Genomic DNA, 21,051 nt, shown 5'->3' on the forward strand with positions numbered 1-21,051 from the left:
ACGAGTTTTCAATATCAGTCTCGACATCATGGGGTGAATACAGTAGTCTGAAAGAATATACGTATGGACGTCTAGATGCTTAAAGGAGAAAAGTTGTGCCGATTCGAGTCCCTGATCAATTACCTGCGACTGATGTGTTAAGAGGAGAGAAGATTTTCGTTATGTCTGAATCTCGTGCCTCATCGCAAGAGATTCGTCCTCTAAGAGTCCTACTACTCAATTTAATGCCAAAGAAAATAGAGACTGAAACTCAATTCCTACGCTTGCTTTCTAACAGCCCATTGCAAGTTGATGTTGAACTGCTGCGCATTGATAATCGTCCAAGTAAAAATACACCAACTGAGCACTTAGATACCTTTTATCGTCAGTTTGAAGGGGTTAAAGATCGTAATTTTGACGGACTGATTATTACTGGTGCGCCACTCGGCCTCGTTCAGTTTGAAGATGTGATCTATTGGGAGCACCTGCAGTCCATCATGAATTGGGCAAAGGAGCATGTGACTTCAACGCTCTACGTTTGTTGGGCAGCTCAAGCTGGTTTAAAGCTGCTTTACGACCTTCCTAAGCGTACTCGTAAAGAAAAGTTATCTGGTGTGTATGAGCATTTCATTCACGATCAGCATAATCCTATCCTTCGCGGATTTGATGATACTTTCCTTGCACCTCATTCACGCTATGCGGACTTTTCACCTGAGTATTTATCAGAACATACCGATCTCGATATTTTGGCAACATCAGATACTGCAGGCGTTTATCTTGCTTCTACCAAAGATAAGCGTAACGTCTTTGTTACTGGTCACCCTGAATACGAGTCAAAGACTCTGCATACAGAGTACGTTCGCGATTTAGCTGAAGGGATGGAGCCAGCTATTCCTGTTAACTATTATCCTGATAACAACCCAGATAACGCCCCTCGGGCAACATGGCGTAGCCATGGCCACTTGTTGTTTAGCAACTGGCTCAATTACTGTGTTTATCAACAAACGCCATACGATTTGGATAAGTTTTCTGAAGCTAACTTCACTACCGATGAATAGCTTTTCATTCTGTTGATACAAAAAAAGGCATGCCATTGGCATGCCTTTTCCGTTTATCGGAGGTTATTCTTGTTCTGTTTCAGGCGAGGGCTCTAACTGCTTGGCTTTTTCTATCATAGGGGTGATAGTCATTCCCTGAACTAAAATTGAGAACATCACTACGGAGTAGGTCATTACCATAATGATTTCTTTCACATCGATATTCTTTTCTGGGATCACCATGATACCTGCGGGTATAGATAGCGCCATAGCTAACGCAAGGCCACCTCTGAGCCCACCCCATGTGAGTATTTTCACGGACATAGGGTTGTAGTACCTGAATCGATTGAATCCAATATAGTTAATTCTAATACTCAGGTAACGTGATAGAAGCACGAGTGGTACTGCGATTACCATCATGATCCAATCTTCGTGGTGGAATTCAAAAAGTAGCATCGACATACCAATAAGCAGGAACAAAACAGCATTTAGGAACTCGTCAATCAGTTCCCAGAAATGATCTAAGTTCTTAAATCCTGCTTCTGAAAATCCAGTTTTGCGTGTCCAGTTACCAATAATGATGCCGGACACTACCATTGAGAGTGGTCCTGATACCTCTAGAAGTTCTGCAATGGCATAGCCTGTTGATGGGATCAGAATGGTCAGCAACATCTCCATTGAGTGGTCTTCAGTTGTGCGTATCAACCAGTGAAAAATTAACCCTAAAACAAAACCGTAAGCAATGCCGCCGATAGCTTCCTGGAAGAACAATACTGAAACCGAGCCAACTGTTGGGGCTTCAGCGCCAAAGGCGATGGTAAATAGCGTTACGAAGATCACTAGCCCAAAGCCATCATTGAACAGGGACTCCCCTTCAATTTGGGTAGAAATGCGAGCAGGTGCATCTAGCTTCTTCACAATAGCTAATACTGCGATGGGATCGGTAGGAGAAATCAGTGCGCCAAATAACAAGCAATAGATCAGGTCTAGATTAAAGCCGATTAGGCTACATATACCAAATAGAACAAAACCGATGAAGAAGGTAGAGAATAGGGTCGCACCTAACGCTAGCGCGGTAATCTCCCATTTCTGATCTTTAAGGTGATCTAGCTTAATTCCAAGCCCACCTGCAAATAATAGAAACCCTAAGATCCCCTTAAGTAAGAAATCTTCAAAGTTAATTGAAGCAATAGTTTCACTAGCGACATGAGACAGCTTAAACCAGCCTGCTTGTCCAGCAATGATAATGGCTAACGACAACAGCATAGCACCCGCAGTAATCGCAATGGTGGTCTGCATTTTGCCGATTTTGCTGTTGATTAAAGCGATGATTGCTGCGCCAGCAGCTAGAAAGCACAGTGTATGGTAGGCTTCCATTCCTTTCTCCTAAGTTTGAATAGCCCCAACACTTTGAGACAAAATGTTAACTAGATCAAATAAAGTTACACCTTAAACTCTATGATAGCGCTAATAAGCATAGTTTAGACGTCTAGAAATCTAATTTTTCTGTGATAGGATGTTGATAATAAGTTGGAAATGCCACACCTGAGCAGGACGCAGAATGAGAGCACAATTAGAAGCCCAATTAAAGAACCACATTCTTTTGATAGATGGTGGTATGGGCACCATGATTCAAAACCAAAAACTAGAAGAAGCTGATTATCGAGGCGGTCGTTTTGCCGATTGGCATTGTGACCTGAAAGGGAACAATGACCTTCTTGTTCTTACTCAACCACAGCTCATCAAGCAGATTCACAGCGATTATCTAGAAGCTGGGGCAGACATCCTAGAAACCAATACCTTCAACTCAACCACCATTGCGATGGCGGATTACGATATGGAGGATCTCAGCGAAGAGATTAACTTTGCCGCGGCAAAGCTAGCTCGAGAAGCTGCGGATGAGTGGACAGCAAAGACACCAGATAGACCTCGTTATGTTGCTGGTGTTCTAGGCCCAACAAACCGTACCTGTTCTATTTCCCCTGATGTAAATGATCCAGGCTTTCGAAATGTTAGCTTCGATGAATTAGTAGAGGCGTACAAAGAATCCACGCTGGCTCTTATAAAGGGTGGTTCAGACCTTATCCTAATCGAAACCATTTTTGATACCTTGAATGCGAAGGCATGTGCGTTTGCGGTCGATACCGTTTTTGATGAATTAGGTTACACGCTACCGGTAATGATCTCTGGAACCATTACCGATGCATCAGGTCGTACCCTGTCTGGTCAAACTACAGAGGCCTTCTATAACTCTCTACGACACGTAAACCCAGTCTGTTTTGGTCTGAACTGTGCTTTAGGACCAGATGAACTGCGACCGTATGTCGATGAGTTATCTCGCATTTGCGAAACCTTTGTCTCTGTCCATCCCAATGCGGGGTTACCAAATGCTTTTGGTGAGTATGACCTATCGCCAGAAGACATGGCCGAACATATTAAAGAGTGGGCAGAGTCGGGCTTCTTAAACTTGGTCGGTGGCTGTTGTGGTACAACGCCTGAACATATCAAGGCAATGGCAGAAGCCGTGGAGCATGCTCGACCACGTCAACTTCCTGAAATAAAAGCTGCTTGTCGCCTATCTGGTTTAGAGCCACTAGCTATCGAAAAAGACACGTTATTTGTCAACGTGGGTGAGCGAACCAATGTGACAGGCTCAGCGCGCTTTAAACGCTTAATTAAAGAAGAGCTGTATGAAGAAGCTCTAGACGTTGCTCGTCAACAGGTAGAGAACGGCGCTCAGATCATCGATATAAATATGGATGAGGGGATGCTAGACGCTGAGGCGTGTATGGTTCGTTTCCTTAACCTGTGTGCTTCAGAGCCTGAAATATCAAAAGTACCTGTGATGGTAGACTCATCTAAATGGGAAGTCATTGAAGCGGGCCTTAAATGTATTCAGGGTAAGGGAATTGTTAACTCAATTTCATTAAAAGAAGGCAAACAAAAGTTTATTGAACAAGCTAAGCTAATCCGTCGCTATGGTGCGGCTGTGATTGTTATGGCGTTTGATGAAGAGGGGCAGGCTGATACTCGTGAGCGCAAGATTGAGATTTGTACTAATGCTTACAATATCCTAGTCGATGAGGTGGGCTTCCCTGCTGAAGATATCATTTTTGATCCAAACATCTTTGCAGTGGCGACGGGTATTGATGATCACAACAACTACGCCGTTGACTTCATTAATGCTGTAGCAGATATTAAGCGCGACCTACCACACGCAATGGTCTCTGGTGGCGTATCTAACGTTTCTTTTTCATTCCGTGGCAACAATTACGTGCGTGAAGCGATTCACGCAGTATTCCTGTATCACTGTTTTAAAAACGGTATGGATATGGGGATCGTGAATGCGGGTCAATTGGAAATCTACGATAACGTACCAGACAAATTACGTGAAGCTGTTGAAGATGTGGTGCTTAACCGCAGAGATGACGCAACGGAACGCCTCCTTGATATCGCTGATGAGTACCGTGAGAACGGCGTCGGTGCGCAGGATGATGGCGCAGCGCTTGAGTGGAGAGGTTGGCCAGTAGCGAAACGCTTGGAGCATGCCCTTGTGAAAGGGATTACCGAGTTTATTATCGAAGACACTGAAGAAGCTCGAGTGAATGCATCTAAGCCTCTGGAGGTCATTGAAGGGCCGTTGATGGACGGTATGAACGTGGTAGGTGACTTATTTGGTGAAGGTAAGATGTTCTTACCTCAGGTAGTAAAGTCTGCTCGAGTAATGAAGCAAGCAGTAGGTCACCTAGAACCTTACATTGACGCTGAAAAACAAGCGGGTCAAACCAACGGTAAGATATTGTTAGCGACGGTTAAGGGTGATGTGCACGATATTGGTAAGAATATCGTGGGCGTAGTTTTGCAATGTAATAACTACGACATTATCGATCTGGGTGTAATGGTGCCTTGTGAGAAAATTCTTAAAGTCGCCAAAGAAGAAAACGTCGATATCATTGGCTTGTCAGGGTTAATTACCCCGTCTTTGGATGAAATGGTACACGTCGCTAAAGAAATGGAGCGCCAAGGCTTTGACCTTCCTCTATTGATTGGCGGTGCAACCACCTCTAAAGCGCATACAGCAGTGAAGATCGAACAAAATTACTCTGAGCCAGTAGTTTATGTAAATAACGCCTCTCGTGCGGTAGGTGTATGTTCTGCACTGTTGTCTGCTGAACAAAAGCCGGGCTTTATTGAGAAGCTGGATCTCGATTACGAGCGCGTTCGTGATCAGCATGCTAGGAAACGACCAAAGACAGCACCGGTGACTCTTGAGAAAGCGCGTGAGAATAAAGTTGCTATTGATTGGCAGTCCTATACTCCGCCACAACCAAAACAGCTTGAGCCAGTGGTTATCAAAGATATGAGCGTATCGGTACTACGTGACTATATTGACTGGACGCCATTCTTTATGACATGGAGCCTCATGGGTAAATACCCTGCGATCCTCAAGCACGAAGAAGTAGGTGAGGAAGCGAAGCGTTTATATAAAGACGCCAACGACTTACTCGATATGATAGAAGCGGACGGTATTATCAAGGCAAGCGGCATGTGTCAGATGTTCCCAGCGAACAGCGTCGGTGACGATGTCGAGGTGTATACCGATGAGTCGCGTACAGTTGTGGCCAAGAAACTGTTTAATCTTCGTCAACAAACTAAAAAGCCGAAAGGCTTCAATTATTGTTTGAGCGATTACATTGCGCCTAAAGAAAGCGGTGTGAGAGATTGGATTGGTGGATTTGCCGTGACGGGTGGTATTGGTGAGCGTGAGATTGCTGATAACTACAAAGCGCAAGGTGACGATTACAACGCGATTATGATTCAGGCGGTAGCTGATCGCTTGGCGGAAGCCTTTGCCGAGTATCTTCATCAGCAAGTTCGAAAAGATATCTGGGGATATGCACCTGATGAGCAATTGGGTAACGATGATCTTATCCGTGAAAAGTATCAAGGTATACGCCCTGCTCCAGGTTACCCTGCGTGTCCTGAGCATACGGAAAAACAAGCGATTTGGGATTTAATGCAAGTTGAAGAAACCATCGGTATGTCGCTTACCACGAGCTACGCAATGTGGCCTGGTGCGTCGGTCTCTGGTTGGTATTTCTCTCACCCGGACTGTCGTTACTTCGCTATTGCGCAGATCCAAGAAGACCAAGCAAAAGACTACGCCGAGCGTAAAGGTTGGGATTGGACTGAGGCTGAAAAGTGGCTAGGGCCTAATTTAAACGGCTAACAACAGAAACTAAGAAGGGGCTAAATAGCCCCTTCTTTTTTATCTAGATTTACCAACAAATATTATACCAATCGTACTAAATAACTGGTCATCCTAGCTTGTTAAAATACTCGATGACTGCGTTAGAATTTTTGATTGTAGAATAACTACTTATCGAAAAATTCTGCCTTGCCCTCGAGCATTTTTCCTACGCTATTTCTGATCATTTACTTAGTGTGATTGGTATTAGCTTTCAAATAGCTGTCGATGAAGCTGTTGCACCGCTTGTCTTGCTGAGGATTCATGTAACAAGAAGCACAGGTTATGGTTACTTGCACCGTAGCAAATCATTCGTAGATTGTGATCTTCAAGAGTACCAAATATCTGCTTTGCTGTGCCTTTAGCTTGTCCCATATTATTACCAATAAGCGCAACTAAGCTGAGGTTCTGTTCAACCACTACTGAGCACAGCTCTTGTAGTTCTTGCTGAGCAGCCTCAGGAAGTTGCGGTGCACCACCTTGCGTGTTAGTGCGGTCTAACGTCAGTGATACGCTGATTTCTGAGGTGGTAATCAGGTCTACAGATACCTTGTGACGAGCCAAAATAGTAAATACTTTTGCCAAAAATCCACTGGCTTGGAACATGTTAAGGCTTTTCAGAGTAATCAGTGTTTGATTACCTCTAAGGGTGACCGCTCTAAATAGAGGCGCGCTTTCAACTTCCTGCTTCACCCAAGTACCGCCAAGTTCCGGCTCCTTTGATGACCCAACGAAGACTGGGATCTTGTGTCGTAATGCTGGGACTAAAGTCGAAGGGTGCAGGATCTTAGCGCCAAAGTTTGCCATCTCCGAAGCTTCACTGAAGCTGATTTCTTTGATTGGTTGTGCTTGTGGCGCAATACGCGGGTCTGTGGTGTAGATACCAGGTACATCCGTCCAAATCTCAAGACCAGATGCCGAGATAGCTTCAGCAATTAAGGCTGCGCTGTAGTCACTACCACCGCGACCTAGGGTTGTGGTTTTGTTGTTGAGATCTGAGCCGATAAACCCTTGAGTAATGACAATAGAGTCTTTAAATAATGGCGTTAAATGAGCTTGAGCTGCAATGCTGATCTCGTCCAGTAGCGGTTCAGCATTACCAAATACAGATGTCGTCTTCATCACTGTACGAATATCGAAACGCTCAGTTTTGTGCCCACGTTCGCTCATTAGCTGGCTAAGGATATGTGTCGACATTAGCTCTCCACAAGAGACCAATTGATCAGTCAATTGCTCACTAGTCTCGCTGGTGGCTTTCTCGGCACACTGAGATACCTTAGTTAGGATCTCGTTTATCGCATCATTGATGGCTTCAGGGTGTTTTAACTGATTGATGATACTAAAGTGAATATCAACTAACTGCTGCAGAAGTTGCTCGCGTCTAGTTTTATCGGTGACGCCATTAGCCAGTTCGACCAAAACGTTAGTCACACCCGAGCAGGCACTGATGACAACGAGTTTGGTGTTTGGGTTGTTTTCTACGATGGCCGCACATCGGCTCATCGCCTCAAAATTTGCTACACTTGTGCCGCCAAATTTGGCGACGTTAATTGCGCTCACAGCGTCTCTCCATTAATCCTTTAAATGTGCAAATACTCACTTCAATTAATAGAGGTGAGTATAAAATGCGAAGCCGTTACCTCGCATTAAATGAGAAGAGCTTGTCCTTATCGCATTGCATTGGTCATCCACTCTTTGTCTTCATTGAACTGGTTTGGCGAAATTATGTCAATGGCTTGAATACAAATCGTCACTTTTTTACCTACCGCATACTTCTAGGTATTGCTCGTTGAGGGTCTTTTAGTGATGCAATAAGCTATTCGAACTTTCCCTTGAATAAGGCTTTACTATGCGCAGCTTCATTCCCCCACATCGCACATTGATGGGCCCAGGTCCCTCAGATATTTATCCGCAGGTTTTACAGGCGCTTTCTCGTCCAACTATAGGGCACTTAGATCCACTGTTTATTCAAATGATGGATGAGCTTAAGTCACTTCTAAAGTATGCATTCCAAACTGAAAATGAATTCACTATTGCCTTGTCAGCTCCTGGGAGTGCTGGAATGGAGGCTTGCTTTGTGAACCTTATCGAGCATGGAGAGAAGGTGATAGTGTGTCGCAATGGCGTGTTTGGTGAGCGTATGCGACAGAATGTAGAGCGCTGTGGAGGCATCGCGATTGTTGTTGATGATGAGTGGGGAAGCCCTGTATCAGCACAAAAGCTACAAAATGCAGTAGAAGAACATTCAGATGCAGTAGCGGTTGCGTTTGTGCATGCGGAAACTTCTACAGGCGCACTAAGTGATGCAGAGGCTCTGTCAAAGATAGCTCGAAGCGAAGATATGCTTGTAATTGTCGATGCCGTGACCTCGCTAGGTGGCGTGCCACTGAAGGTCGATGAGTGGCAATTGGATGCGGTGTATTCCGGTAGCCAAAAGTGCCTATCTTGTACCCCAGGATTATCACCATTGACGTTCTCAAGTAAAGCCATTGCGAAAATTGAATCGAGACAACACCCCGTGCAAAGTTGGTTTTTAGACCAAAGCTTGGTGCTAGGTTACTGGAGCGGTGAGGGCAAACGTGCTTATCATCATACTGCACCAGTAAATAGCCTTTATGCCCTGCATGAGTCATTGTTATTACTCCAAGAAGAAGGGCTTGAACAGGCTTGGAAACGTCACGCTGATACACATCAACGCTTAAAAGAAGGATTGACCAGTTTAGGGATTAACTTTGTGGTTGATGAGGAATATCGATTGCCACAGCTTAATGCTGTGTACGTACCAACAGGGGTTGATGAGGCGTTAGTACGCCAGCGCTTGCTTAATGAATACAACCTAGAAATTGGTGCTGGACTCGGAGATCTTGCTGGAAAAGCGTGGCGTATTGGCTTGATGGGGTACGGTGCCCGCAAGGAAAATGTCGCACTTTGCTTGCAGGCACTTAAAGAGGTTTTAAACTAACCTAACTATCGGTGTGACTTTGATTCGCTTGGCTAACTTGAATTCGTTTCAGTGAGACGGAGCTAAAGTCCACCTTAGGAAACAGAAATTCTGCTTCGCTTTGAATAGCGCTAGCCATCTGCTGTTGGTCTAGCGCTTGATACGCGAGTATCAAGTTTTTATACAGCGCAGGCCGAGGCTTATCCTGTATAAAAGGTAAAGACCAATCCACGTAAGCTTGAACATGTGCCTTTTCATTGGTGGCGATACCAATATTCAGTAGGGTACTGTGAATGTCCCACTCATAACGATCCTTCCATGCTACAGGGTTACTCACCCTATCTAAGATATCAGGATTCTTGGGCTTAGAGCGCTCAAATTCCGTTAATACTTGATTAGTGTGTAATGCCGTGAGCATGTAAATACAAGTGAGTATTGGTAATAGCAAACTAGCAAGTCGCAGGCTCACTTTGCTTAGCTTGCCAAAGTTAAATTGCCTGTAGCGTGCGGTTCGCTGATCAACCCAATATAAAAGTACAATAAAAGAAACCCAGTGGATCGCCGAGTGATAGAAGGGGTATTCCAACTGTGTATGTAACACGATCGGTATAAACAGGGATAGAATTCCAACTCGTGTACCAGGTCTTGCCATATACAAGCGATACAGTACAAATCCCATCGCGAGAAATATCCCCACCAGTGGAATCATACCGCCTTCAATTCCCCACATCAGTAACTCATTGTGAGGGTGGTCCATAGAGGGAAGACCAGCAGGGTAGTTAGGGTTGAGTTGATGTTGCCTAGCCGTATACAACATATAGGCTGATTCAAAATTACCATAGCCATAACCGGACAAAGGTCGCTCTATCATCATGTCTAGCCCTTGCGGGAAAGTATAGGCTCTAGGGCTCTCTAAATCGGCTTTATCGCCTAACAATGATTGATTATCACCAACAAAAGTCATGCCTATACCAATCGCTAGGCCTACCACTAAACAAGCGGACCAGATAATGGCACGTGATTTTAGTGCAAAGCGGTACAGGTAAGGGGCTACCATAGCAGTTGCAAGTACCGCTCCTAGCCACCCAGTTCGGGACGCAAGCACAACCAACAATGGAATGGTGAGTAGGGGAATAGCGTAAAGGAAAACGATTTTTTGTCGCCAGCTTAGATACTTATCGTGAGGCTGCCGTGCGAGCAGGTAGCCAGACAAGGCTAAACCGGTCGCTAGAAAGCTTGCCATAACATTAGGCTGCTGGAAAATGCCGTAAGGGCGATTTTTTATCGTATTGTAACCAAAGGGGTTTCCCTCAGATAACAGGGTGTACTGAACCCAGCCAAATACGGCTTCAATAGCGATAGAGAATAGAATAAACCACAATAATCGCTGCTTTTCTTCATTGCTAAATCGAAACTGCTGAAAAGATAAGAAGAGGGCGAAACCTGCCCATAAGCCAGTGAGCCTTGGTAACGCAATGGCAATACTGGCATTGGGTAATACGATGGGTAGTGTCATCAGTAGACAGCTGATAAACAACACAATCGTCATCTTTGAATATTTTATGACGCGATTGGTTGCCATCTGATACACAGCAATACCTAGTGCGATGCTCAAAAATCCCCACACGGGAGGATTAAATGAAAGTGCTAGGCCTGCTCCCCCTGGGTTGGGGGAGAAAAAGTGTGTTGCTATCAGGAAGGTTATCCCGATAAACAGTAGAAAACGCCTGTTAAACGGTACTTTGGGAGCCTTTACTTCAAGTTGTGTACCTGTGGTCAACAGGGTTGCCATGAATTGTATCCTTTGTTTTATTTTAGCATCGGCTTCAAAAAGTGAGCCGTATGCGATCCTTTTACTTTGGCAACCTGTTCAGGTGTTCCGGTTGCGATAATCTCACCACCACCTTGTCCACCCTCAGGGCCGAGATCGACGATCCAGTCTGCCGTTTTAATCACATCAAGGTTATGTTCGATCACCACAACAGTGTTGCCGTGATCACGAAGACGATGCAATACGGTAAGTAACTGTTGTATATCATGAAAGTGAAGGCCAGTGGTAGGCTCATCAAGAATATATAGAGTTTTACCGGTATCGCGTTTAGACAGTTCTCTCGCTAACTTGACTCGTTGTGCTTCACCACCAGACAGGGTTGTTGCCGCTTGCCCTAGACGAATGTACGAAAGGCCAACATCGATCAAGGTCTTCAACTTTCTAGCAATAACCGGCACGGGCTCAAAGAAGGCATGAGCGTCTTCAACGGTCATATTCAACACTTCATCAATAGACTTGCCTTTATATTTCACCTCAAGGGTTTCACGATTGTATCGCTTACCTTTACAGGAATCACATGGGACATACACATCGGGTAGGAAGTGCATCTCTACTTTAATGACCCCATCTCCCTGACAGGCTTCACAGCGACCGCCTCTTACGTTAAAGCTAAAACGGCCTGGCTTGTAACCACGAGACCGTGACTCTTGTGTGCCGGCAAATAGCTCTCGTATTGGAGTGAAAATTCCGGTGTAAGTGGCTGGATTAGATCTTGGCGTACGTCCTATTGGACTTTGATCGATATCGATGACCTTATCAAAATGCTCTAAGCCATTGATAGAGCTATAAGGGCTAGGGTTGCTGGTGGTCGCTCCGTTAAGCTCACGGTGAGCGATCTTAAAGAAGGTATCATTGATAAGCGTAGATTTACCCGAACCAGATACGCCTGTTACACAAGTAAACAAACCACATGGAATGGTCAAATCTACGGCTTTAAGGTTGTTGCCCGAAGCGCCACTGAGTATCAGCTGTTTATCTTTATCAACAGGGGTACGTTTTTTAGGAACCGCGATCTCCTTAGTGCCTTTTAAGTACTGACCAGTTAAAGACTCCGGATTATTAATGATCTCTTCGTAGGTTCCCTCAGCAACAACATTGCCACCGTGAACGCCTGCACCAGGGCCTATATCAATAATATGATCTGCAGTACGGATAGCATCTTCATCGTGCTCAACAACGAGCACCGTATTTCCTAAGTCTCGAAGATGCGTAAGGGTTCCAAGTAAGCGCTCATTATCTCGTTGATGCAATCCAATAGAGGGCTCATCAAGTACATACATAACGCCCACGAGTCCTGCACCTATTTGGCTGGCAAGACGAATACGCTGCGCCTCGCCTCCGGAAAGTGTTTCAGCACTTCGCGACAGATTTAGGTAGTTGAGGCCAACATTAACCAAGAAGCTCAGGCGATCATTGATCTCTTTCATGATCTTTTCGGCGATTTGGGCTTTCTGGCCTTCAAGGTTCATGCTTTCAAAAAAGCTCAAAGCCTCACTAATACTCATCTCAACGATATTGGGTAAAGGAGTATCTTGAACGAATACGTTTCGTGCTTCTTCTCGAAGGCGCGTTCCATCACAGCTTTTACAAGATCGTGTAGAGATGTACTTAGCGAGATCTTCTCTAACTGAGTTGGATTCAGTGTCACGATAGCGACGCTCTAGCGTGTTAAGGATCCCTTCAAATGGATGAGTCTTAACGCGAATATCACCACGATCATTGATGTACTTAAACTCGATCTCGGTTCGACCTGAGCCTTTCAAAATGATCTCGCGGATCCTTTTTGATAGAGATTTGAAAGGGGCATATAAATCGAAATCATAATGGTCAGCTAAAGCGCTAAGCATCTGAAAGTAATAGTAGTTCTTTTGATCCCAGCCCTTGATTGCACCTTCGGCAATACTTAGGTTCTGATCGAGAACGACGCGCGTCTCATCAAAGTATTGCTGCACACCAAGCCCGTCACAAGTGTGGCAGGCACCCGCAGGGTTATTGAAAGAAAAGAGCCTAGGCTCAAGTTCTTGCATGCTGTAGCCACAATATGGGCAAGCAAAGTTAGCAGAGAAAATGATCTCTTCATCGTCTGAATTATCCATTGAAGCCACGACGGCAATACCACCTGATAACTCAAGTGTGGTTTCAAAAGATTCGGCCAGTCGTTGCTTAAGATCGCTACGTACCTTAAATCGGTCAACGATAACCTCAATAGTGTGTTTCTTATGGAGTTCTAGAGTCGGTGGATCAGAAAGATCGCAGATATCTCCATCTACGCGAGCTCGAATAAAGCCCTGCGCTGCTAAGTTCTCAAAGGTTTTAACGTGCTCACCCTTGCGCTCTTTTACGATAGGAGCCATTAGCATCATCTTAGAGCCTTCAGGCATCTCCAAGACCTTATCCACCATTTGACTGATGGTTTGCGCAGATAACGGCACTTTATGCTCTGGGCAACGAGGTTCACCCACTCGCGCGTACAATAGGCGAAGGTAGTCGTAGACCTCGGTAATAGTCCCCACGGTAGAGCGAGGGTTGTGTGAAGTCGATTTCTGTTCAATAGAAATAGCGGGTGATAGACCTTCAATGTGGTCTACATCGGGCTTTTCCATCAATGACAGGAATTGGCGAGCATAAGCAGATAGAGACTCTACATATCGACGTTGCCCTTCAGCATATAAGGTATCGAAAGCTAAAGAAGACTTACCTGAACCAGAGAGGCCGGTAATGACAATCAGCTTGTCTCTTGGAATGGTGAGGTTGATGTTTTTTAGGTTGTGGGTTCGGGCGCCACGAACGTCGATAGTGTCCATCTAATTCCGCTCAATTACATAATCGTTGTCCAAGTATTGCATAGCTTTATACGCCTGCAAATAAATACTGGATAAAAAAACAGTGACACTAGGCCACTGTTTTTGTGTGTTGGGCAAACCTTAACGATTAGGTTGTTGGTTCTTTATGTGTCGATTGCTTGCCAAGCTCTGTTGCTTTCTTATCTTTCAAGTAGACATTTTCAAAGCAGTAGTTGGTTGCTTCAATGTAACCTTCAACGCTACCACAGTCGAAACGAGTACCTTTGAATTTGTATGCTAGAACACAGCCAGCTTGCGCTTGCTTCAGCAAAGCATCAGTGATTTGGATTTCGCCGCCTTTGCCTGGCTCTGTTGCTTCGATAAGATCGAAGATATCAGGAGTTAGAATGTAGCGACCGATGATTGCAAGGTTACTTGGCGCTGTACCTGGCTCAGGTTTCTCTACCATGTCGTCAACGCGCACGATGTCGTCTTTGATCATCTCGCCTTTGATAACACCGTACTTATGAGTTTCGTCTTCTGGTACTTCTTGAACGGCAACGATAGAGCAGCGGAACTGCTTGTACAGTGCAACCATCTGAGCTAGAACACCTTGCTCTTCATTAACACATAGGTCATCCGCAAGAACTACAGCGAAAGGTTCATCACCTACTAATTCACGACCGGTCAAAATAGCATGACCCAAGCCCTTCATTTCACGCTGGCGGATATAGGTAAAGTTAGCTGATTCGATGATATCGCGAATATCAATCAGCAACTCTTCTTTATTTGTCCCCTGAATCTGGTGTTCCAGTTCATAGTTCTTATCAAAGTGGTCCATGATGGAGTGCTTACCACGACCAGTCACGATACACATTGCATCCATACCCGCGTCGATCGCTTCTTCAACGCCGTACTCAATCAGTGGTTTGTTAACCACTGGCATCATCTCTTTTGGCATTGATTTAGTCGCAGGGAGAAAGCGAGTGCCGTAGCCTGCGGCAGGGAAAAGACATTTTTTGATCATGGGGGTAACCTAACTGAATCATTATTATAAAGTTGTTGCGCCTAACTCTATCACTACAATTAAGCGATATAAAATACACTTTGGTTAAATTACCCAGTTTTGTCACTTTATGGTAAAAAATGGTGCGCCCAGACGACCGCTTCTTCTCGATTTTTGACCTTAATCTTGCGAAATATCTTATATAGGTGTGACTTAATGGTGTGCTCACTGATAAATAACTGTTCAGCTAAGCCATAGTTTGATTTGCCAATTCGCAACGCTTCAAGCACTTCCATTTCTCGGCGAGTCAAATTAATCGTATGAGGAGGAGCATAGCGAATCAGTACCGATTGATAATATGACAGCAATTGATCGGTAACCCCTCGACTTAACCAAGAGTTTCCTTCACTGAGGGCCCGTAAACCAACCGCGATCTCTTCAACGGATTGTTGTTTGTAGAAGATGCCACGAAGACGGCCATATTTAAGTAGATCAGTGGTTTTGAGGTGCAGGGGCGCTTGAGTGATCACCATATTGATGTTTTGCCCGGGAAAGCTGGGATTCTCGAAATCGATAGGATCAAATGTGGGATCGTTGTAGTCGACCAAAATCACTGGTGTCATACTTGGCTTGTATCTCTGATGCCAATCTTCGAGCCGATGAAGCTCAGTTTCGGAAGCCTTTATTAGTTGCTCGATCGTCTTGTCATCAAAACCACAGTTCTCATGTAAAAAAAGCTGAGAATTTATTCCATCAAAATACATACTTCTTTCTCCCTGTTGCCTACATCTAGTCTCTTTTGCATTCCTTTAGTTTGCGAAACCAGGCACTATTTTTTGCGTGCTTATTCAATAAGAACCCTCATATTATGCTTTTTGTTGCATAATTCTGCATAATAAGCCGAAAAAAATGCAACTAAGTGTGTCAGGTTGTGTTCGATAACTGCGCAGCGGTTGAGGTTCTCGAATACACTTTCTAGTGATTTAAGTAGTCCGTTAGGCATGTTATGCTTGGCGTATTAGCGAAATAAAGAAACAAATGGAGCGATACATGGCTAGCCGTGGCGTCAACAAAGTAATTATTATGGGTAACTTAGGACAAGATCCTGAGGTTCGTTTCGCCGCAAATGGCAATGCAATTGCAAACATTACAATTGCTACCTCTGAAACTTGGCGAGATAAAGCCAATGGCGAGCAACGCGAGAAAACAGAATGGCACCGTGTTGTTCTGTTTGGTAAGACTGCTGAAATTGCAGGTGAGTACCTTAAAAAGGGTTCACAAGTTTACATTGAAGGCCAACTACAAACTCGTAAGTGGCAAGATCAATCAGGTCAAGACCGTTACACAACTGAAGTTGTAGTTCAATGGCCTACAGGTCAGATGCAACTGCTAGGTTCTCGCCAAGGTGGTCAAGCTCCGGCACAAAGCCAAGGCGGCCAATACGGCGCACCTCAAGGTGGCCAGCAGCAGCAAGGTGGTTGGGGTCAACCTCAACAACCTCAGGTTCATCAGCCAGCTCAACAGCAACAGCAGCAGAAGCCACAACAGGCTCCTCAACAGTACAATGAGCCACCAATGGATTTTGACGACGACATTCCGTTCTAAAACCGGTCTTGAGCTCAAAACTTATTGAAAAATAACAAGATGGTCCCTAAAAGGGGCCATTTTTTTAACCCTGCTCTGCTTTTACGGCAAAAAAAGTACCATTAACCCCCGACCTGTATATCCTATAGATTACTAATGAAATTCAAGGATTGAATCTTCATGCGCTCAACCCCTTCTCTAAAACTCAGCACTCGCTTGGTTGCCTTTGTGACCATGATTGTTATTAGTGCTGTATTCATCCTCTTCGTTGGAGGAGCACTGTCTATTAAGCAGCTTGGCCAGGAGTACACCAAGCACTCAGTGCAAGGCATTGTTAAGGTCATAGACCAGCAACTGCTTGAGCATGTAGAAACGAGTGAGCTGCGTCGTTGGATCCCAAAAATAATCAAAGCCAGTAACGTTATTGAACTAGAAGTTTCAACACCAAACTCTGTCATTTTTCACTATCACGATACTGAAGCTCAGTTTGATAAAACCCGACTGATCTCTATCTCTAACCCTCTTACTTTGAACCCGACTTATACCGTTGATGTGAAGGTGTTGCCGCCCTATATCGGTTATAGCTATTCAGTTGGTGCTTTATGGTCTTTAACATTGGCATTCGGCTTGATTGCCATTTGTTTGATTCAGGGTGTGCGCTGGCTGCGTGAACAATTACAAGGTTCGGAGTTGCTAGAAGAGCGTGGGCGGATGATTTTGGCTGGCAGAGTAGAGCAGTATGCTGTGGGTGATCATTTAGAGTGGCCTTACACCGCTAGTGAAGCTTTAGATAAGATGATTGCTGAACTACAAGATGCAAGACAAGAGCGCAGCCGATTCGATACCTTCATTCGCTCACAAACTTTCCTTGACCAGCTTACTGGTGCGGCTAATCGCCTCTCATTTGACAATAAACTGGAGTCGACGCTTACCGAAAGTGGCGCGGCTGGTGGTGTTGTTGTTGTGCAGGTGAATGATTGGGTAGAGATACGAGATAATTTAACTAAAGAGCAAAAAGATAGATTTATCGTCGGCTTAGGTGAGGCAGTAGCCAACTGTGTGAATCGTTTTCCTGATGTGGTGTTTGCTCGCTATTTTGAGGCGACTTTTGCAGCGTTGGTCCCTAATCAATCACCGGCAGATCTATCCAACTTAGCGTCTCAAATTTTAAAGCAAGTGGCGAAGCTTGAGCCATTGGAGGGACTAGATCCTGAAAACTGGCTTCATGCAGGTATGACGGTATATCAACAAGGCGAACGCAAAACCGATATTTTAAATGAGGTTGAGACCGCTCTTAAAAGTGCTCAGCTGGAAGGCTCAAATAATTGGAGCCGGTTTAATAAGGTCAATACACCTTCTTCAGAGCGCGGCAGTGTTAGGTGGCGCACGCTATTCGATAAACAACTTGATGCAGATAAACTGATACTCATTAAGCAACCGTGCTTTTTATTAAATGAGTCTGGAGAGGTTGATCTGATACACCAAGAGATCTTTAGCCGGATACTTGATGAGCAAGGCAAGATATTGAAGGCTTCTAAATTCAGCCCAGCGATTAGACAGGTGGGTTATGAGAGGCAACTTGATAGAAACGTTTTGTTAAACATCGTAAAGTTTTTAAAGAAAGATGCTCAAGATTCATGTTATTCTATCAACTTCTATGCACAACCTTTCAGATACCGTTCGCACTTTAATTGGTTGAGAGACGAATTGTTGCAGCTGACCCCCTCACAACGTAAAAGACTAGCGTTTGAGTTTATGGAAGGCCCTATGGTGACTTACTTAGATGCTATGCGCCCTGTATTAAGGATGCTGTCTGGGTTGGGATGTAAGGTCATTGTCAATCAAGCTGGGCGCACAATTATTAGCTCCCACTATCTCAAAGACTCTACGATCGACTATCTAAAGTTGCATAGAAGCCTAGTACGTAATATCGAAAACCGCTCTGAGAATCAACTCTATATTAGAAGTTTGATTGGTGCCTGTACCAATACAAAAACTAAGGTTATTGCTGTTGGCGTAGAAACTAAGCGAGAGTGGGAACAATTAATTGCTCTAGGTATAGATGGTGGTCAAGGCCGATTTTTTGCAACAGAAAGCGACTTTATTTCATCACCAACTTCGCACAGTAAAAAAATAATATCGACTATTCCTAGTAGAAGGAATAGATGGAAGAATAAAGTGCCCCGTTGAATTTTGCTATTCAATAGATCCTGTTAATAGGTTAGTGGTAGATAATAAAAATGACATGGTTGTCGAGCTTAAAAAAATTAACGTCATCAAAGGATGATGACTTTCAATTAATCATAGTGATTCAGACGGATGCAGTGTATTTGTCTGAGTTATCACACCCTGAAAAAGCTCCTGAACTCTTTCCTATTGCTCATGGTAACTGGGAGAGTGCTCTTAAAGAGTCTTTGTCTAGTAAATCTGTTAAGGGTAAGGCCTGTGTTGTGTTTGGTGCACAGCACTATCAAAGTTATCAGATAGATAAGCCACAACTGCCAAAAGAAGAGTGGCCCGTAGCTCTACCATTTTTACTCAAAGATCTAATTACCGAAAAATTCTCAGATATTGTCGCTGATGGCAGTTTGATGCCTGATGGGCAAAAAGTGCAAGCCTATGTCATGGCTAAACGCACCTTACAAACCCTTCTAGAAGTCAGCACTGCTAATGATGTTGATGTTACTAGGGTCATCACTGAAGATGAAGTCTGGGGTCATTCGGCTACTGAGCAACAAAGCTTCCTATTACTAAGACGTTGCGTCAATGATGGCTATAAACTAGCGGCCTATGTCGATGGTACTCCAGTATTTAACCGCAGCTTGCGCGGTATTGTGGCACCTATTACTGGAGAAAATGGCACGTCATTAATGTATGACTCACTTGCTCTGGATATCCAGCGAAGTGCCGACTATTTAGCTGCCTCTATGCCTCAATCTTCATTTAGGCAGCTTTTGGTTTGTTGTGACGAAGACAACATAGAAGAGTTGATGACTCGTCTGCAGGACTCGGTTAATCCTAAGATAAGTGCCTTATCTGAGCCTCACCTGCCTTGTGGCATTGCGCTTTGCAAAACGGTGGCAGAGTTAACTTCATTTAGCATTAACCTTTATCCAGAACACCTAAGGCCAAAACAAGAATTATTGAACCTGAATAAGGTGGTTGCCTTGTGGGTAGTAACGGTTGTGGCTATTGGTGGCCTTACCTATTTAGAAAAAACTCAAACAGCAGATCTTCAACAAAAGTTAGTCAGTGTAAAAAGCCAGTCTGAATTGCTTAATCGAGAAAAGTCGAGCCTGCAGCAGCGTTTAGCAAGCCATACTCCTACGCAATCAAAGGTCAATGCAGCCAAGCGCATTGAGCAAGATATTGAAGCGAAAAGAAGCTCATTGAAGGCCGTCGGGCAATTTGATGACTCTCAAAAAGTGGGCTACTCAGGAATAATGGTCGCGCTATCTGAACAAGCTCGAAACGATATCTCCCTGCAACACATAGTGATTACAAGTACCCGCCTAGATCTTTCGGGCATAGCGAGCGAACCGGCAGCTGTACCGAGTTGGGTTAATCAATTCAAGCAAGAACTCGCTTTGGTAGGAAGAACCTTTGAATCATTGAACATTGGTCGAGACAAAGACAACGTTGTGACATTTGAGCTTAAAGCTAAGGCTGGGGTGAAATAATGAAAGAACAGTGGCTTTTATTTTGTGACCGTTTCGCCGATCTCAGTGACCGTGAAAAGTGGTTGGTTTCTATTGGCGGTTGGGTCGGTATTCTTCTGATTTCTTTAACCTTTATGTTAGACCCCGCTTCAGAAGAGAAAAGCAAAGCACAGCGAAACCTTGAAAGAGAGATGACTGCGGTTCAGATGACGCAAGGGGATATTGATGTCTTGATTGCTAAGCTGAAGCGAGACCCTGATGCGGAGATCGACCAGAAGCTTACCGAATTAACCGTACTCAACCAGAAACTCTCTGAGGAATTATCCGAAGTGGTTGATAGTTTGATTGCTCCGAGTCAGATGGCACAGCTTTTAGAAGCGGTATTGGGAAGTAGCGGTAAGCTTAAATTGGAGTCACTGCAATCACTACCCGCTGAGTCCATTACTAAAACGAGTGATAGCTCAGGCTATTTCTTGCACCCAGTCAGAATTACCATCTCTGGTCGCTATTTCGATATCAAAGATTATTTAGCGACACTTGAAGATATGCCCGTTAAGTATTTTTGGCGTAGTTTCGATTACAAGGTTGAAAAATATCCAAAGGCAGAGTTGGTTTTAGAGGTATACACCTTAGGTACAAGACAGGAGTTTATCAGTGGTTAAAGTGATGATGATTGGTCTTGCTTTGCTGGTGGGTGGACAAGCTGCTTATGCTGCACAAGACCCCACTGCGCCCTTAGGTTGGTACAAGAAAAAGCCCACAGGGGTAGCTAAGGTGAGGACATATCCTTTGCCTACTTTACAGAGCATAGTGTGTGATGAAGGCTCAAAGTGCTTTGCTATGCTCAACGATAAGATATTGTCTGATGGGCAGTCTGTGGCGGGTTATGAAATCAGGCATATCAATTCAGAACGAGTCATTGTAGCTCGCGCCGGCAAAGTCTGGCACTTAGAACTTTTTAATTCAGACGTTAGACAATAAGG

At 44.4% G+C, this 21,051-nt stretch carries 14 protein-coding genes; 8 read left to right on the forward strand and 6 right to left on the reverse strand.

Annotated elements, in window-relative coordinates:
* The first annotated feature begins 95 nt into the window (after positions 1-95).
* Positions 96-1,037, forward strand: a complete 942-nt coding sequence (gene metA, locus OCU46_RS01350; protein WP_141272977.1) for a homoserine O-acetyltransferase MetA — start codon at positions 96-98, stop codon at positions 1,035-1,037.
* A 63-nt stretch (positions 1,038-1,100) separates the two neighbouring features.
* Here the strand turns inward: metA and OCU46_RS01355 are convergent, their stop codons facing one another.
* Positions 1,101-2,393 carry a cation:proton antiporter gene (locus tag OCU46_RS01355; protein WP_141272979.1) on the reverse strand — a complete coding sequence of 431 codons (1,293 nt, stop codon included), beginning with the start codon at positions 2,391-2,393 and terminating at the stop codon, positions 1,101-1,103.
* Between the two features lie 184 nt (positions 2,394-2,577).
* Here OCU46_RS01355 and metH point away from each other — a divergent pair, with 184 nt between their 5' ends.
* Entirely contained in the window at positions 2,578-6,246 is a 3,669-nt protein-coding gene (metH, locus tag OCU46_RS01360; protein WP_141272981.1) for a methionine synthase, read from the forward strand.
* Positions 6,247-6,471: 225 nt separating this feature from the next.
* Here metH and lysC read toward each other — a convergent pair whose 3' ends face one another.
* Positions 6,472-7,824: a lysine-sensitive aspartokinase 3 gene (lysC, locus tag OCU46_RS01365; protein ID WP_141272983.1), complete on the reverse strand. Its 1,353-nt coding sequence runs from the start codon at positions 7,822-7,824 to the stop codon at positions 6,472-6,474.
* Positions 7,825-8,113: 289 nt separating this feature from the next.
* Here lysC and OCU46_RS01370 point away from each other — a divergent pair, with 289 nt between their 5' ends.
* Positions 8,114-9,226, forward strand: coding sequence for a pyridoxal-phosphate-dependent aminotransferase family protein (locus OCU46_RS01370; protein ID WP_141272985.1), 1,113 nt, complete (start codon positions 8,114-8,116; stop codon positions 9,224-9,226).
* 1 nt (position 9,227) lies between these two features.
* Here the strand turns inward: OCU46_RS01370 and OCU46_RS01375 are convergent, their stop codons facing one another.
* The 4 genes from OCU46_RS01375 to OCU46_RS01390 form a co-directional block, all read right to left on the reverse strand.
* Complete coding sequence (locus OCU46_RS01375) at positions 9,228-10,997, reverse strand: PglL family O-oligosaccharyltransferase (RefSeq protein WP_141272987.1); 1,770 nt, start codon at positions 10,995-10,997, stop codon at positions 9,228-9,230.
* A 17-nt stretch (positions 10,998-11,014) separates the two neighbouring features.
* Positions 11,015-13,840: an excinuclease ABC subunit UvrA gene (gene uvrA / locus OCU46_RS01380; RefSeq protein ID WP_141272989.1), complete on the reverse strand. Its 2,826-nt coding sequence runs from the start codon at positions 13,838-13,840 to the stop codon at positions 11,015-11,017.
* 127 nt (positions 13,841-13,967) lie between these two features.
* Complete coding sequence (galU, locus tag OCU46_RS01385) at positions 13,968-14,846, reverse strand: UTP--glucose-1-phosphate uridylyltransferase GalU (protein ID WP_141272991.1); 879 nt, start codon at positions 14,844-14,846, stop codon at positions 13,968-13,970.
* 107 nt (positions 14,847-14,953) lie between these two features.
* The gene (locus OCU46_RS01390) at positions 14,954-15,589 is read right to left on the reverse strand and encodes a response regulator transcription factor (RefSeq protein WP_141272993.1); all 636 of its coding nucleotides are present in this window, start codon (positions 15,587-15,589) and stop codon (positions 14,954-14,956) included.
* 286 nt (positions 15,590-15,875) lie between these two features.
* Here OCU46_RS01390 and OCU46_RS01395 point away from each other — a divergent pair, with 286 nt between their 5' ends.
* From OCU46_RS01395 to OCU46_RS01415, 5 genes are all read left to right on the forward strand, one after another.
* The gene (locus tag OCU46_RS01395) at positions 15,876-16,430 is read left to right on the forward strand and encodes a single-stranded DNA-binding protein (RefSeq protein ID WP_141272995.1); all 555 of its coding nucleotides are present in this window, start codon (positions 15,876-15,878) and stop codon (positions 16,428-16,430) included.
* A 159-nt stretch (positions 16,431-16,589) separates the two neighbouring features.
* Positions 16,590-18,599 carry an RNase E specificity factor CsrD gene (gene csrD, locus OCU46_RS01400; RefSeq protein ID WP_141272997.1) on the forward strand — a complete coding sequence of 670 codons (2,010 nt, stop codon included), beginning with the start codon at positions 16,590-16,592 and terminating at the stop codon, positions 18,597-18,599.
* A gap of 134 nt (positions 18,600-18,733) precedes the next feature.
* Positions 18,734-20,089: a hypothetical protein gene (locus OCU46_RS01405; protein WP_244311459.1), complete on the forward strand. Its 1,356-nt coding sequence runs from the start codon at positions 18,734-18,736 to the stop codon at positions 20,087-20,089.
* On the forward strand, positions 20,089-20,730 hold the full coding sequence (locus OCU46_RS01410; RefSeq protein ID WP_141273000.1) for an MSHA biogenesis protein MshJ: 642 nt from the start codon (positions 20,089-20,091) through the stop codon (positions 20,728-20,730). Before OCU46_RS01405 ends, OCU46_RS01410 begins: the two co-directional genes overlap by 1 nt.
* Entirely contained in the window at positions 20,723-21,049 is a 327-nt protein-coding gene (locus tag OCU46_RS01415) for an MSHA biogenesis protein MshK (protein ID WP_141273002.1), read from the forward strand. Before OCU46_RS01410 ends, OCU46_RS01415 begins: the two co-directional genes overlap by 8 nt.
* Positions 21,050-21,051: the final 2 nt, after the last annotated feature.

This window comes from Vibrio comitans (genome assembly GCA_024346835.1).
In the GTDB taxonomy this organism is placed as follows: domain Bacteria; phylum Pseudomonadota; class Gammaproteobacteria; order Enterobacterales; family Vibrionaceae; genus Vibrio; species Vibrio comitans.